Source organism: Marinobacter sp., assembly GCF_041984545.1.
In the GTDB taxonomy this organism is placed as follows: Bacteria; Pseudomonadota; Gammaproteobacteria; order Pseudomonadales; family Oleiphilaceae; genus Marinobacter.
Genome location: NZ_JBHIXV010000029.1, coordinates 38248 through 53156, shown reverse-complemented (window position 1 = coordinate 53156; position 14909 = coordinate 38248). Strand labels below are relative to the sequence as shown.

10 protein-coding genes are annotated in these 14909 nt (G+C 59.9%); 5 read left to right on the top strand and 5 right to left on the bottom strand.

Annotated features, from left to right (window positions below; genetic code table 11):
* Both ACFC20_RS13540 and ACFC20_RS13535 read left to right on the top strand, forming a co-directional pair.
* The coding region (locus ACFC20_RS13540; protein WP_375193480.1) for an RHS repeat domain-containing protein at nt 1–789 on the top strand (789 nt) is incomplete at its 5' end.
* On the top strand, nt 779–1012 hold the full coding sequence (locus ACFC20_RS13535; RefSeq protein WP_036207232.1) for an Imm32 family immunity protein: 234 nt from the start codon (nt 779–781) through the stop codon (nt 1010–1012). The genes ACFC20_RS13540 and ACFC20_RS13535, both read left to right, overlap by 11 nt.
* A gap of 267 nt (nt 1013–1279) precedes the next feature.
* Here ACFC20_RS13535 and glgP (ACFC20_RS13530) read toward each other — a convergent pair whose 3' ends face one another.
* The 5 genes from glgP (ACFC20_RS13530) to glgC form a co-directional block, all read right to left on the bottom strand.
* Nucleotides 1280–3817, bottom strand: a complete 2538-nt coding sequence (gene glgP / locus ACFC20_RS13530; protein ID WP_375193479.1) for an alpha-glucan family phosphorylase — start codon at nt 3815–3817, stop codon at nt 1280–1282.
* Between the two features lie 27 nt (nt 3818–3844).
* Complete coding sequence (locus ACFC20_RS13525; protein WP_375193478.1) at nt 3845–4207, bottom strand: PilZ domain-containing protein; 363 nt, start codon at nt 4205–4207, stop codon at nt 3845–3847.
* Nucleotides 4208–4306: 99 nt separating this feature from the next.
* Nucleotides 4307–5788, bottom strand: a complete 1482-nt coding sequence (gene malQ, locus ACFC20_RS13520) for a 4-alpha-glucanotransferase (RefSeq protein WP_375193477.1) — start codon at nt 5786–5788, stop codon at nt 4307–4309.
* A 2-nt stretch (nt 5789–5790) separates the two neighbouring features.
* Nucleotides 5791–7518 (bottom strand): glycoside hydrolase, encoded by a 1728-nt coding sequence (locus tag ACFC20_RS13515; RefSeq protein ID WP_375193476.1) that lies wholly within the window; start codon nt 7516–7518, stop codon nt 5791–5793.
* The gene (glgC, locus tag ACFC20_RS13510; protein ID WP_375193475.1) at nt 7508–8773 is read right to left on the bottom strand and encodes a glucose-1-phosphate adenylyltransferase; all 1266 of its coding nucleotides are present in this window, start codon (nt 8771–8773) and stop codon (nt 7508–7510) included. Before glgC ends, ACFC20_RS13515 begins: the two co-directional genes overlap by 11 nt.
* 202 nt (nt 8774–8975) lie before the next feature.
* Between glgC and glgB the strand changes: the two genes are divergently transcribed.
* From glgB to glgP (ACFC20_RS13495), 3 genes are read left to right on the top strand one after another with little or no spacing between them, the layout of a single operon-like run.
* On the top strand, nt 8976–10862 hold the full coding sequence (gene glgB / locus ACFC20_RS13505; protein WP_375193474.1) for a 1,4-alpha-glucan branching protein GlgB: 1887 nt from the start codon (nt 8976–8978) through the stop codon (nt 10860–10862).
* Nucleotides 10859–12322: a glycogen synthase GlgA gene (gene glgA, locus ACFC20_RS13500; RefSeq protein ID WP_375193473.1), complete on the top strand. Its 1464-nt coding sequence runs from the start codon at nt 10859–10861 to the stop codon at nt 12320–12322. Before glgB ends, glgA begins: the two co-directional genes overlap by 4 nt.
* Before the next feature lie 32 nt (nt 12323–12354).
* Nucleotides 12355–14907 carry an alpha-glucan family phosphorylase gene (gene glgP, locus ACFC20_RS13495; protein WP_375193472.1) on the top strand — a complete coding sequence of 851 codons (2553 nt, stop codon included), beginning with the start codon at nt 12355–12357 and terminating at the stop codon, nt 14905–14907.
* The last annotated feature ends 2 nt before the right edge of the window (nt 14908–14909 follow it).

Sequence of the window (14909 nt, the reverse complement as noted above, 5' to 3'; positions counted from 1 at the left end):
CTGGGCTCGCCCATTGCGGCGACTGACAGTACCGGGGCCGTGGTGTGGCAGCAGGCTTATGACCCTTGGGGATTCAAGCTGACGACCAACACAGACGAACGTGGCTATACGGGTAACTGGCTGGATGAAGAAACCGGCCTGGCTGACCACAAAGCGCGTTGGTATGGGTCCTCAATCGGGCGGTTTACCGGGATTGACCCGGTGACGTGGCAAGAATCCAACATTCACAGTTTTAACAGGTACGCCTACGCCAGTAACAATCCCTATGCTTTTGTGGACCGTGATGGGCGCAATGCGGTTACATTTCTGGGCGGCTTGGCTGTCGAATCCTATAACGCGCTGAGAGGAAACGGATTTAACGGGGCCAGAGTCCTTGGCGCTTTGGCCGATGGGTATAATGGCGACGGAGCTGGATTTGCTCGTTCTCTATATCAGGATGTCGAATCGCTTGTACCAATTGGCGCGGTTGCGGGAGCCTTCGTTAAAAGTGCGAGACTGGCCAAGGCGGCTATTGCAAAAGGGGGACTTGGTAAGAATGCGTTCAAAGGAAAGACGCCTGATCAGATTGACAAGATGTTCAAAGACAAAGGATTCCAGCCTAGGGGGCCAAATCCTGTGGGTGGGAAAGGCGGCTATGTTAACCCTAAAACAGGCCGCTCATACCATATTGACCCTGGCGGTAAATACAAAAAAGGCACTGAGTATCCACACGTGGATGTAAACCGCACAAACGGTTCTATATTACCGAAGAAAAAATATCCGCTGGGAGACAAGCTCAATGACAACTGATAGCTTTTTGTTAAGCTTTGAAATCTCCAAAGATGGTGATGAGTTAGATGTTCATTGTGACGATAATGGGCTAGAAAAACTGCTGTCAGTTCTTTCTCAGCTTAGGGGCAAAGTGCAACATGAGCATTTAATGACGCCTGGCTGGGGAGGCAATGAGCTTTCCGAAGAGCCGCAGTCAGAAAACAGCGAGCTTCTGAACAAAGTCACCGTCCACAAATGGTAGGCCCGCTTAGCCCCGCACTGCGGGGCTTTCATGTCTGGCTCTATCTTTTATGAAACACGCCCGGACGCGCAGGGCTGACAGACCCAGGCAACGCCCTACGTCTCGTCAGTGGATCGCCACCCCCCGTTCGTCAGTACCTAGTGCGCGGCCTTTTTTCACTTTTATCAAAGATTGATCAATCATCCTGAAAAAAAGGTGTCATAAGCTATTAATTTCAGCCCTTTACGGCTGTTTTTGAGGAATTTTTCACGTTTGTCTGCCAACCCTCTATTTCATCCATAGGACCGCCGGATTTTCGAGCGGCAGGTTCAGTCGTGCATCTCGGGGTCTGAGGCGGGGGGTGTAGTGGCCCTCCGGGCGCGTGGGCACCGTAGCCTCGAACAGAAAGGTGTTCTTGGAGCCACTCAACGGGTGCACCAACTTCATGATCGCAATGACCCGGGGTCCGAAATCAGACGCTTCGGCAACAAGTTCCACTGTAACGTGGTCCTGCTCAATGCCATCAAGGTAAACCTCCACGGTACAGCTCTGACTTTCGCCGTGGGTGTCGACCATAAAAGCCCCGAACCGTATGTGGGACCAGTGGAGGGCATGCGTGCGACTCTCGGCCACCAGTTGCCTGGCGATTTCAGGGGAACGCTGCGCTCCCAGTTCCACCATGGGCAGATAGAATTGAGCAACGTAGTCGCGCACCATCCGGTTGGCCGAGTAGGTAGCGGTAAGCCCGTCCATACTGGCCCGTACCATCGCCAGCCACTGTCGCGGAATACCCTCGGCACCTGCGTCATAGAACGCTGGAATGACGGACTTTTCGAGTAGATCGAACAGTTCATCGGCATCCTGAAGATCGTGATTGTTGTCGCTGCGCAGCTGCTCAACCGTGGCGCCTGGTCGTATGGCCCAGCCCACGGCCGGCTGCCACGCCTCGGCCCACCAGCCATCATACTGCGAAAGATTCAGGCCGCCGTTCACCAGAACCTTCATGCCACTGGTGCCACAGGCCTCCCAGGGATGCCTTGGGCAGTTCAGCCACACGTCAACGCCCTGAACCAACTGGTTCGCCACGCCCAGATCGTAGTCCTCGATGAACACCACTTTTCCCGCCACTTCAGGTCGGCGGGAAAAGACCTTCCACTGGCGAATCATCCGTTTGCCCTGGTCATCGTAGGGGTGGGCCTTGCCCGCAAGCACGATTTGCACAGGATGGTCGCGGCTGGACAGCAGGCAGACCAGCCTCTCCGGGTATTTCAGTAGGAGATCGGGGCGTTTGTAATCGGTAAAACGTCGGGCGAAGCCGAGGGTGAACGTTTCGCTATCCAGTAGCAGCCCGCAGGCCGCGTCGTGGTCAGCGCCCGGATTCTGCTCGCAGTGCTGGCCTGCCAGTCGATGTCTCAGGTAGCGGATAAGGCGTTTTCGTTGTGCCCGTCGCATGTCCCAGAGCTCCTGATCACTCACTTCAGCCATCGGGCATTGAAGCTCCAGCGGTCGGCGCCAGCGGTCCTGGCCGCAGGCCCGGGTCCAGATGGCGTCCGATTCCGGTGAATCCCAGGTGGGCGTGTGCACGCCGTTGGTGACGTAACCGGCCGGAATGTCCTCTGCCGGCCAGCGTGGAAACCAGGGCTGGAACAGGTTCTGAGTCACCGTCTGGTGAATGCGGCTTACGCCATTGAACTGCCCGCTCATGTTCAGGGCCAGTCTGGCCATATTAAGCCGGGTCTCGCCGTCTGCGTGGTCGCCGCCAGCGCCCTGGCCCGCTCCATTACCAAGGGCCATCAGGGAATTGATATCCAGGTCCCGGGAGGCAAGCCAGGGCGTAAGATAAAGCCTGAGGAGCGAGGCTGGGAAAAGATCAAAGCCGGATGCCACCGAGGTGTGGGTAGTAAACAGGTTGGTGGCCCTTGTGGCGCTGCGGGCAGTTTCAAAATCCTGTTGATTATCGTCCTGCCAGCCGAAGGCACGCTCAATCAGCGCCAGTGCGCAGTGCCCCTCGTTGAGATGACAGATCGCCGGCTTCCGGTCCAGTTGCCGGAGCAGTCGCCAGCCACCGATTCCGAGCACCATTTCCTGCTGAAGGCGTTTCTCCGGGTCTCCGGTGTACAGCTCGCTGGTGATGCCGCGGTCTCCGGGCTCGTTGCGCGGGTCGTTGCTGTCGAGGAGCAACAGTTCGCAGCGGCCCACCTGGGCTCGCCAGGCTCTCAGTCGCACTGGCCGCCCCGGCAAAGGTACCACCACCCTCACCCATTCTCCGTCGGCGTCACGCAGCGGTGAGACCGGCAGCATGGTGGGGTCGTTATAGGGGTAAAATTCAAGCTGCTCGCCGGTGCGGCTGATGGCCTGCCGAAAATAGCCTTGCTGGTAAAGCAGCCCGACCGCGGTCACCGGAATCCCAAGATCGCTGGCCGCCTTGAGGAAATCGCCGGCCAGCACGCCCAGCCCGCCACTGTACAAGGGAAGGGATTCGCTCAGTCCATACTCCATACAGAAGTAGGCGATACCCCGGTCGAGCGCCGGCGCGCACTCGTCGGAATACCAGGTGCCTGCGGATGAAAACGCCTGGTGGGCAGCAACCTGTTCACGGTAACGCTGCTGGAAGGCCGGATCTTGAGCCAGCGCCTCAATCCGGTCACCGGAAACACTGTTCAGTACCAGCCAGGCGTTGCGAGTGGCACTCCATGTGTCCTCGTCGAGGGTGCGCCAGAGCTCGTCGCTGCCATGATGCCAGGTCCAGTGCAGGTCCAGGGCGAGTGTGAACAGGCCGTGGAGAGACTCCGGCAGATAGCGCGGCGTATAGGCGGCCAGAGTCAAGCCACGGTTCCTCTTTACAGTCCCCGATCAGTACGCCTGCTGTCGGCGAACCGGGAAATAGCCGACCGATCTGTAATGCCGGGTCAGCCACTGAATGAGCGCTGAAATGGCGAAGCCGTCGTTGTCTACACCTTCGAAATCCAGGCCAATGCCGTCATCCGATTTGCGGACCACGTGGGCTTTCAGGCGGCGAAACTGCTTCTCCTGCTTTTCTGGAAAGCGGAATTCGAGTTCGAGGATCTGGTTCAGTTGCACGTCAGTATAGTCGGTGGCGATGAACAGTCCGCGTTTGGACGCATCGCGGATCTGGCCGGTAGCCACCGGCATGCCACGGCGATAAACCAGCAGGCCAAGTTTTCCCTGTACGCGTTGACTGAGTCTGTGTTCCATGGTCCCTCCCCGTGACTCAACAATAACGCTTGAATGTGTACTGCCTGATTTTTATATCCGAGTCTCCGGAACGCCTCTTTGACACTGATCAATAAATGCTCAACGCTCGGGGGCGCGCCGGTTTTGCTGAACGCGTTCAGCAATGTGTTTGGACAGTTCGTCGTTGCAAAGATTCCAGTCCAGTTGCCACACCCAGTTATTCACCACCGTGCCGGGGGTATTGAAGCGGGCTTCCGTGCCCAGCCCCAGCAGATCCTGCATGGGCACAATCGCCAGAAAACACACCGATTGCAGCGCAGCCTCAATGATTGGCCAGGGCATACCCTCGCCCGATGTCCTCAGGTAACTATTCACGTAGTGCCGTGTGCGCTCATCCAGGCTCCGATACCAGCCCAGCGTGGTGTCGTTATCATGGGTGCCGGTGTACACCAGGTCCCGCTCGTGATGGTTGTGCAACAGGTGCGGGTTATCCGGGCTGCCGTCGAAGCCAAACTGCATTACCGTCATGCCCGGAAGTTCAAAGCGTTTACGCAGGGCTTCCACATCGTCGCTGATGATACCCAGATTCTCGGCCACCAGTGGCAGGCCGGGCAATTGCCGGAAGCAGGCCTCGAGAAAATGCTCTCCCGGGCCTGGCACCCAATAGCCGAGACGTGGCTCCGGTGTGGCAGCGGGAATTTCCCAGTAGGCCTGGAAGCCCCGGAAGTGGTCGATGCGGATCAGGTCGAACAGGTGGCGCTGACTTTCGAGGCGCCGCAGCCACCACTGATAGCCGTCTCGGGCCATGGCTTGCCAGTGGTACAACGGGTTACCCCAATGCTGGCCGTCGGGAGAAAAGTAATCCGGTGGTACCCCGGCCACCACTGTCGGCTTGCCCGAATCGTCCAGTTTGAACAGCGAGCGATGGCTCCAGACATCGGCGCTGTCATGGGCGACGAAAATGGGGATGTCCCCGAACAACAGAATCCCGCGCGCATGGGCATACGCCCGAAGCGCCTGCCATTGATGGTGGAACAGGAACTGCTCAAAGCCGATCCGCTCGATTCGACCGCTTTCCTGCTCAGAAAACATCCGCAAGGCACCCGATTCACGGTTTTTCAGGGGTTCAGGCCAGTCCAGCCAGGATGGCTCGTTATGACATTCCCTCAGCGCGCAGAACAGGCAGAAATCATCAAGCCAGTCGGCATTATCCGCCCGGAACTGCTGATACGAAAGCCGGTCCAGGCCCGAACCGCCCTCTCCCATGGAAAACCGCTCCGCGGCCAACGCAATCAGACCAATCCGGTCCGGGCTGCCACGGGGAGTCAGTTCCCGTTCGTTCAGCAAGCCAGAATCCACCAACTCGGCCAGGTCAATCAGGGCAGGATTGCCTGCATGGGCACTCAGCGACTGGTAGGGAGACAGGTCCCGATGGGTTGGGCCAAGCGGCAGAGTCTGCCAGACCGTCATCCCGGACGCCGCCAGGAAGTCGACAAAGCGTCGTGCGCTGGCGCCCAGCACTCCCCAGGCTCCGGGTAAGGCGGTCGGATGCAGCAGTACCCCCGCTCTGCGGATACTGAACAGATCCGTGGAGCTATCCATGATCATGGCTCGTTGCCGGGCTCATGCCCCGGGCGCATGGTACCGCCCCTGGCGGGTTCACCGCTGCCCTGGCTCAACTGCTGGAACACCGAGGCCGGTGCCGGACAGCCAATCAGGTCGTACAGGTTGACCAGGTGGCGGCGATACAGGTGCTCGAAATCGCTGACAATCCGCGCGGGATTGTAGTCCCCGAACCACCAGAACCAGTCCGATCCTTCACAGATCGCCAGCTGTCGACTGGCGGCGGCCTTTTGCCCTGCGCTCAGGTCGCCATTGCCTGTGAGCCGGTCGTAGTGCCCCTTGGCCTCACACAGCAGGTCCCACGCCCGGTTTTTGTCCGGATCGCCTATCCAGGTCGAGAAGGTGCCGTAAATCCAGCTGCCGGCGACCAGATGCGGTAGATGAAGGGGTTCAACTCGCCCCTGGTCCAGCAGTTGGCGGTAGGTGGACAGTTCCAGCCTGGGGTGACTGGCCAGCACCCGGTATAGCTCGTTGAGAAAATGAAAGCCGTTCTGCGGAAAATACTCCCAGGCATTCTCGCCATCCATGATCACTGAAATGACCCGGTGGGGCTCATTCCGGGAGGCGCTGGCGATATTCTCCATGTGGTGCACCAGATCCCCAACCGCATCCTTTGCATGCCAGTCCGCGTAGGTGAACCCGATCAGATCGGACAGGCCGTCGTCGCGAAAGAACACGGGTATCTGGCTTTCGCCAAACCGATAGGGTCGATGGACCCTATGTTCCGGCAGCTCCGGGTTCTGCTGCCTGGCGCGGTTGAGACTGTTGTGAATGACCGAATCGCCACTGGCCGTCCAGCGAAACCCGTGCTCGTCCAACAGTGCCAGTGTCTGCTGGCTGAGACCGCCTTCAGAGGCCCAGCAACCGACGGCCTCCATACCAAAAAAGCGATGAAAAACCGCTCTGGCCTCGCGCATTTGCCAATCAGCCCTCTCAGCCCCCCCGGGGTAAGCCGGACGCGCTGGCAAAGGGATGTCCGGCATGGCCTCGCGCGCCGACTCCAGTTCAATCAGCAGCGGCAGCATGGCGTGGGCGTATGGGCTTACCGATAACTCAACCTGCCCCTTTTCGGCGAGACGGCGATAACGGGGTGCTATTCCGGACAGTATCTCGAAAATCACATCCAACAGCGCTCGTCGGTCGTCCAGGGAGAAATGCTGGGCTTTCTCCTGCAGGCTCTGGATGCAGTGGTTCTCCTTGCGGATGGTCTCCCCCATCCAGCCGAGGTGGTACCACACCAGTAAATCGGCGAGGAAGCGATCGGCCACGTAACGCTGAAGTTCGGGTTTCTGGTGGTAGAAGTCAGCCAGATCGGCCAGACGGTTGTACGCCGGGTAACGGCGAATGATGCGCTCGGGATTGGCCCGCAGACATTTCTCCACAAGCACCGTGTAGGCAGGCGTCCCGGCTTCAGGCAGTTGCTCAGCTACCAGTCCGGCCAGCAATGGGTCACCGATCGCACCGGCGCCGTGGCGCCAGCGTTCAATCTGCACCAGGTAACTTTCTATCTGCTCCAGCAGAATCGGTGCAAAGTTGACCACGGCCTTCGCCCGGGGCTCCTGCTCCAGGTGCGCGGCCATGTCGCTGTAGTCCTTGATGGTGTGCAGGTAGACCCACGGAAACAGGAATTCTCCGGTTCGGGCGTCCTGGTAAGACGGCTGATGCATGTGCCAGCACAGCACCACCGGGGTTCGGGCGTCAGAGGCCATGGGGATAGTCCTGCCCGAGCATCTCGGGCGTGATCAGCACAATGCCCTTGGGCGAAACGTGAAACCGCTTCTGATCCTCGGCGTGATCGAACCCGATCCGCGTGCCTTCGGGAATACGGCAGCCGCGGTCAATCAGCGCCTTGCGAATGTGGCAACGGCGGCCGATATCCACATCCGGGTAGATAACCGAATCTGATATTTCACTGTAGGAATGAACTTTAACCTGCGAAAATAAAAGGGAATGCTTTACCTGGGCACCCGAGACAATACAGCCTCCTGCCACCATCGAGTCGACCGCCATGCCCCGTCGGTGGTCGTCATCGAAAATGAACTTGGCGGGCGGTAATTGCTCCTGATAAGTCCAGATTGGCCAGTGGGCATCGTACAGGTTCAGCTCAGGGCTGATGCCAATCAGCTCCAGATTTGCCTGCCACAGGGAATCAATTGTGCCCACGTCTCGCCAGTAGGCCGGCTTGTTATTGACCGGATCACGGAATGGAAAGGCCTGAACCCGCAGCCGTTTGATGACCGATGGGATGATGTCCTTGCCGAAGTCGTGTGACGAGCCACCGTCCTTCTGGTGATCACGCATCAGCTCGTCGAACAGTACCCGGGTGCTGAACACATAAATGCCCATGGAGGCCAGTGATCTGCCGGGATTGCCGGGCATGGAGCGCGGCTGCTCGGGCTTTTCCACAAATTCGGTAATGCGGAATTCCTCGTCCACAGACATCACACCAAATGCCGAGGCCTCCTCCTTTGGCACCTCGATGCAGCCGACGGTTATGTCGGCGTCGTTTTCCACATGCGCGGCGAGCATGGTGCCGTAGTCCATCTTGTAGACGTGGTCGCCGGCCAAAATCAGGACGTATTCCGGGGTATGGCTGCGAATGATGTCGAGGTTCTGCAACACGGCATCGGCGGTGCCCTCGTACCAGGAGGTTTCTATCCGTTGCTGCGCCGGCAGCAGCTCCACAAACTCGTCAAGCTCGCCCCGCAGAAACCCCCAGCCGCGCTGAATGTGCCGAATCAGCGAGTGAGATTTGTACTGGGTGATAACGCCCACCTGCCCGATCCCTGAATTGATGCAGTTGGACAGTGGAAAATCGATGATCCGGAACTTGCCCCCGAAAGGCACTGCCGGTTTGGCTCGCCAACGGGTCAGATCGTGCAGGCGGGAGCCCCGCCCTCCGGCAAGAACCAGTGCGAGGGTCTGACGTGTGAGACGACTGACGAAACGCTTGGCCGTTTGCATAGCTGCTTCCCTGAAGAAACCCTTCCCTGGAACGGCGATACTCCGGTCAGGAATGCCACGTTTTTGACGCCTTAATCTATATTAGAACAGTAGCAGACATTAATGACGTAAAATTGTCTTGGGTCATTTTTTGAACAGCCCGTGTGGCGTTCAATGACAGAACGCCGCTTAGCGCGACATCTGGCCAGGAAGCTCATGATCTATGGACAGCCCCACCCTGAGCGACTTCGATCTTCATTTGTTCTCCGAGGGACGGCACTGGCACATCTATAACGTTCTGGGAGCCCATCTCTGCCGGAGCAAAAGTGGCGAGGGTGTCCGGTTCGCGGTCTGGGCGCCTAACGCCCGGGAAGTCAGCGTGGTTGGCGATTTCAACGGATGGCAGGCGGGTGTCCACACGCTCGTGCTTCAGGGTGAGGCCGGCGTCTGGTCGGGCTTCGTTCCCGGCATTGGCGCGGGCGCACTCTACAAGTTTTCAATCTGCACGGCGCAGGGCGAGCGGCTCCTGAAAACCGACCCCTACGGCCAGGCATTCGAACTGCGCCCCGACACCGCGGCGGTGGTGACGCAACGCGGAAGTTTTGGCTGGGGTGATGGCGACTGGCTATACCGACGTAGCCACTGGGAGTGGCAACATGCGCCCGTAGCCATCTACGAAGTTCACGCCGGTTCCTGGCGCCATCATGGATCGGGCCGGTGGCTAACCTATCGTGAGCTGGCGGATCAACTGGTGCCGTATGTGGCCGAGATGGGCTTCACCCACCTAGAGCTCCTGCCTGTTACCGAGCACCCCCTGGACGAATCCTGGGGTTATCAGACTACCGGCTATTACGCACCCACAAGCCGCTTTGGCTCGCCGGATGACCTCCGCTACCTCGTCGATCAGTGCCATCGAAATAACATTGGTGTCATTCTGGACTGGGTGCCTGGCCATTTCCCGACCGACGAACACGCCCTCGCCCGCTTTGATGGCAGCGCCCTGTATGAACATGAAGACCCCCGAAAAGGCCGTCATCAGGATTGGGGCACGCTCATTTACAACTACGGTCGCCACGAAGTCCGTAATTTCCTGATCGGTAGTGCCCTGTTCTGGCTGGATGCCTTTCATGTGGACGGCCTGCGCGTGGATGCCGTGGCCTCCATGCTTTACCTGAATTATTCCCGTAAAGACGGCGAGTGGCTGCCCAATGAACACGGTGGCCATGAAAACCTCGAGGCGATCGGTTTTCTCCGGGAGCTCAACAGCGTATGCCAGAGTCGGTTTCCCGGGGTTCTGATCTGTGCCGAGGAGTCCACGTCCTGGCCGAGGGTAACGCGCCCGCCGGAAATAGGCGGTCTGGGCTTCAACCTCAAGTGGAACATGGGCTGGATGCACGACACCCTCGATTATCTGGGCCAGGACCCGGTGTACCGACAGTACCATCACGAAAAGCTTACTTTTGGCCTGCTGTACGCGTTCTCCGAGAACTTTTTGCTGCCCCTGTCTCACGACGAAGTGGTACACGGCAAAGGTAGCCTGATCAACAAGATGGCTGGCGACAGCTGGCAACGGAAAGCCTCCCTGCGTTTACTGCTGACCTATCAATACACCTACCCGGGCGCCAAGCTGTTGTTCATGGGCGGTGAGTTTGGCCAGTCCCGGGAGTGGAGTGAATCCCGGGAGCTGGACTGGTCGCTGCTCAATGACGCGGGCCATGCCGGCATCCGCTGGCTGGTCCGGGATCTCAACGGGCTTTACCGGAAAGAGCCCTCGTTGCATGGCCATGGCTATCACAACGACGGATTCGAGTGGATCGACTGCCACGACTCTCCGCAGTCGGTGATCAGCTTTATGCGCCAGAGCCATGGCGAAACGACGGTAGTGGTGGCCAACTTCACCCCGGTGCCCCGGGAGCACTATCGCATTGGGCTGCCTGGCGGCGGTATCTGGCGCGAAGTGCTCAACTCCGACTCGGAATACTACGGCGGCAGCAACCTGGGGAACCCCTATCCCTTGCAGGCCGAGCAAGGGCGATGGATGAACCGTGACTGGTCGGTGGCGCTCACGCTGCCTCCGCTGGCAGCGCTGATTCTGAGGCCAGCGCCATGATCCGGGTGCTGTTCGCCACCAGCGAGGTGTATCCACTGGTCAAGACCGGTGGCCTGGCAGACGTGTCCGCGAGCCTCCCGGAGGCCCTGTGCCGGCTTGATTACGACGTCCAGATTCTGTTGCCCGGCTATCCCGCCGCGATAGGCGCCGCCCGCCGGGCTGGTTCACGGCGCAAGGCGCGCTTCCGGCTTGGCCAGTACGGCGTCAGCCTCTGGCAAACCCGACTGCCCGGAACGGCGGTTACCCTCTGGCTGGTGGATTGCCCACCCCTGTTCGAGCGCCCCGGAGATCCCTACCGGAACGAGGAAGGCGCCGACTGGTGGGATAATGCGCACCGTTTCCAGCTGTTCTGCAAGGTAGGCGCCATGATTGCCAGGGGCGAAGCCGGCCTGACCTGGAAGCCGGACCTGGTGCACTGCAACGACTGGCAGACCGGCCTGATCCCGGTGTTCCTGGAGGCAGGCAACGGTCGCCCCGGTACGGTGTTTACCATCCACAACCTGGCCTACCAGGGACTGTTTTCCCGGGAAACCTTCCGGGCTCTGGGGCTGCCCGATGCCTTGTGGCGCTGGGACCGCCTCGAATTCCACGACCAGCTGTCGTTCATCAAGGGCGGCCTGGTGTTCAGTGACCGACTGACCACGGTGAGCCCCAGTTACGCCCGGGAAATCCAGACACCGGAGCTGGGCTACGGCCTGGACGGTCTGCTGCGGCACCGGCAACAGGCCCTGACCGGCATACTCAACGGTATCGACATCCGGGTCTGGAACCCCGAAAGCGATCCGGAACTGGCCTTCCACTATGGCCGCGATCACCTCAAGAACAAGGCACTCTGCAAAGCCGGACTGCAACGGGAGTTGGGGCTGGAGGTCAAGGGCGCTCCGGTTCTGGGTTTCATCGGTCGTCTCGTGGAGCAGAAAGGCGTCGACTGGCTGGTTGAGGTGATTCCGGGTTTGCTGGATCAGGGCTGCCAGCTTGTATTGTTGGGTTCGGGAGAGCCGCGCTACCAGGATCCGCTCAGGGCGTTGGCGAGGCAGTCACCAGAGCAGTTCTCCCTCACCCTGGGGTACAACGAGGGCTTGTCGCACCGGATTACCGCCGGGTGCGACCTGTTCCTTATGCCGTCCCGTTTCGAGCCTTGCGGGCTGAATCAGATGTATAGCCTGCGCTACGGCACGGTGCCTGTTGTGCACGGTGTCGGAGGTCTGGCTGACACGGTGTTCGATCCCCTCGACGTGGGCCTGGACCAGGCGAATGGGTTCTGTTTCCGGCACGCCAGCGCCGAGGGCCTGAGATCCGCCATTGACCGTGCCCTGGCAGTGGCCGGCCACCGACGGCACTGGCGACGCCTGCAGGAAAACGGAATGGCCGGCGACCATTCCTGGCGCCAGCGGGCCAGGGTTTACGGCGAGCTTTACCAGAGCATTCTTAAACAGCGCCAACCACTACCGCAGGATTAGGGCGAGCACTTGCCCGCCCGGAGGCTGACACCATGAAAAAGGCAACGGAGTTCCGACTGGAAGCTAACCCCCGTATTCCCGAGGCCCTGGCGCGGCTTGAAGAACTCGCAAACGATCTATTCTACAGCTGGGACCACGGCGTGCGCAGCCTGTTTGTTCGGATGGATATGCGCCTCTGGGAAAAAGTGGAGCACAACCCCAAGCTGTTTCTTCGTCGCGTGGCCCAGGAGCGTCTGGACGAGGCCGCCGAGGATCGCGCTTTTCTCGCAGAGTATCGGCGGGTGCTCAGCACCTACGATGCCTATCTGGAGGCGGGTCCGGGGCCCGAAGTCACCGAGCGCCTGGACCCGGACCGGGAACTGGTGGCCTATTTCTGCGCGGAATTCGGCTTTCACGAGAGCTTTCCGATCTATTCCGGCGGCCTCGGAATTCTTGCCGGTGACCATTGCAAAGCAGCCAGCGACCTTGCCTTGCCGTTCGTGGCCGTGGGATTGCTGTACCAGCAGGGGTACTTCATCCAGACCATCGACGCCCACGGCCATCAGATTGCCCGTTACCGCTCCCACGCCAGCGACGAGCTGCCCATTGTGCCCGTTGAACACGAGGGCACACCATTGAAGGTATCCGTGCCCTTCCCCGGCCGACTGGTGTACGCACGGGTCTGGGAGGCACGGATTGGTCACATCCGCCTGTATCTGCTGGACAGCCACACCGACGAAAACAGCCCGGAGGACCGGGAGCTGACCCTTCAACTCTACGGCGGTGACGAGTCCACCCGCATCAGTCAGGAAATGTTGCTCGGAATTGGCGGCACCCGGGTGCTGGAGGCTCTGGGCCTGAAACCGACCGTCTGGCACATCAACGAGGGACATGCGGCGTTTCAGATTCTCGAGCGCTGTCGACAGGCCATGGAAACCGGGCTGGGGTTCCGCGGCGCCTTGGAGGCGGTGGCGGCGGCCACCCTGTTTACCACCCACACCCCGGTTCCTGCCGGTCACGACATTTTCCCGAGAGATCTGCTCGAGCATGCCCTGGGGCCCTACCTCGAACAGGCGGGACTGGACTTCAGCGAGGTGTTCGCGCTGGGTGCCAAGAACGCTGGTGACAGCTTCAACATGACCAGTCTCGGCCTGCGCGGGTCGCGTTTTCATAACGGAGTAAGCCGGATTCACGGGAGGGTTGCTTCGCAGATGGAAGGCGACATCTGGCCCCAGATTCCGCCGGAAGAGAACCCGCTGGGTTACATAACCAACGGTGTTCATGTGCCCACGTTTCTCGCGCCGGAATGGGCAAGCCTGTTCGACATCCAGGCGCCGACCTGGAAAAGCGAGTTGCGTAATCCCGATTACTGGCAGTTTATTGAACAGATCCCGGATTACCACTACTGGAGTGTGCACAAAGCACTTAAGCAGCAGATGACCGACTACATCGTTCGGCGTCTCAAGCGGCAGCATAAGCGCAACGGCATCGGCCATTCGGTGACCGAACGAATGACCCGCCAACTGGCCTCGGTGCACACGGATACCCTGGTGATCGGGTTCGCCCGACGCTTCGCGACCTACAAGCGGGCGACGCTGATTTTCTCCGATCTGGAGCGGCTGGAGCGGATTCTGACTGACGCGGACCGACCGGTGGTGTTGGTCTTTGCAGGCAAGGCCCACCCCAAAGACAAGCCGGGGCAGCAACTGATCAAGGTGATCCACGATCTGTCCATGCACCCGGCGCTCATGGGCCATCTGATTCTTCTTGAAGACTACGACCAGGCCATGGCTCGCCGGCTGCTGGCCGGGGTGGATGTGTGGCTGAATACCCCGGAATATCCCAAGGAAGCCAGTGGTACCTCGGGCGAGAAAGCCGCCCTGAATGGCGCCCTCAACCTGAGTGTGCTGGATGGCTGGTGGGGCGAGGGCTACGACGGCAAAAACGGCTGGGGTATCGTGCCACGGGATACGGGCCTGGATCCGGAATTCAGGAACCAGGAGGAGGCCCGGGACCTGCTCGACCTGCTGGAATTTGAGGTGGTGCCGCTGTATTACGAGGGCGCCTCGCAGGGCTATTCCCGGGCCTGGGTCAAGCGTTCAAAGGCGTCCATGATCTCTATCACTCCGCGTTTCAACGCCCAACGCATGGTGATGGATTATGTCACCGACTTCTACCATCCGGCCGCCACGCAGGGCGCGCAAATGGCGGCGGATAACGGCAAGATGGCGGTGGCACTGGCCGACTGGAAAGCCCGTGTCCGTGACGCCTGGCCAGGTGTGGAGTTGAACATTCTGGGCTGCGTACAGGCCAGATGCGCCAACGATGAGGCTGTCGAACTGCGGGTGGAGGCCTTCCTGAACGGGCTGGGTGCTGGCGATGTGCGGGTGGAGTGCCTGGTGAGCCCGGAGTGCACCGGAACTCACAGCGAACCCGGCCCCGGCAGCTTCCTGCTTGACATGGAAAGCGAGTCGGGCGGACGAACCGTGTTCGCCACCCGGATACCACCGCCCTTTCCCGGTCTGCAGACGCTGCGGCTAAGAATGTACCCTTATCACGAGGCGCTCACCCATCCCCTGGAGATGGGCGCCATGCTCTGGGTGTAGGT

What these genes read in the sequence shown, in the direction of transcription:
- ACFC20_RS13535 (WP_036207232.1), top strand. Translation starts at nt 779, where the DNA reads ATGACAACTGATAGCTTTTTGTTAAGCTTTGAAATCTCCAAAGATGGT.
- ACFC20_RS13525 (WP_375193478.1), bottom strand. Translation starts at nt 4,207, where the DNA reads ATGGAACACAGACTCAGTCAACGCGTACAGGGAAAACTTGGCCTGCTG.
- malQ (WP_375193477.1), bottom strand. Translation starts at nt 5,788, where the DNA reads ATGGATAGCTCCACGGATCTGTTCAGTATCCGCAGAGCGGGGGTACTG.
- ACFC20_RS13515 (WP_375193476.1), bottom strand. Translation starts at nt 7,518, where the DNA reads ATGGCCTCTGACGCCCGAACCCCGGTGGTGCTGTGCTGGCACATGCAT.
- glgC (WP_375193475.1), bottom strand. Translation starts at nt 8,773, where the DNA reads ATGCAAACGGCCAAGCGTTTCGTCAGTCGTCTCACACGTCAGACCCTC.
- glgB (WP_375193474.1), top strand. Translation starts at nt 8,976, where the DNA reads ATGGACAGCCCCACCCTGAGCGACTTCGATCTTCATTTGTTCTCCGAG.
- glgA (WP_375193473.1), top strand. Translation starts at nt 10,859, where the DNA reads ATGATCCGGGTGCTGTTCGCCACCAGCGAGGTGTATCCACTGGTCAAG.
- glgP (WP_375193472.1), top strand. Translation starts at nt 12,355, where the DNA reads ATGAAAAAGGCAACGGAGTTCCGACTGGAAGCTAACCCCCGTATTCCC.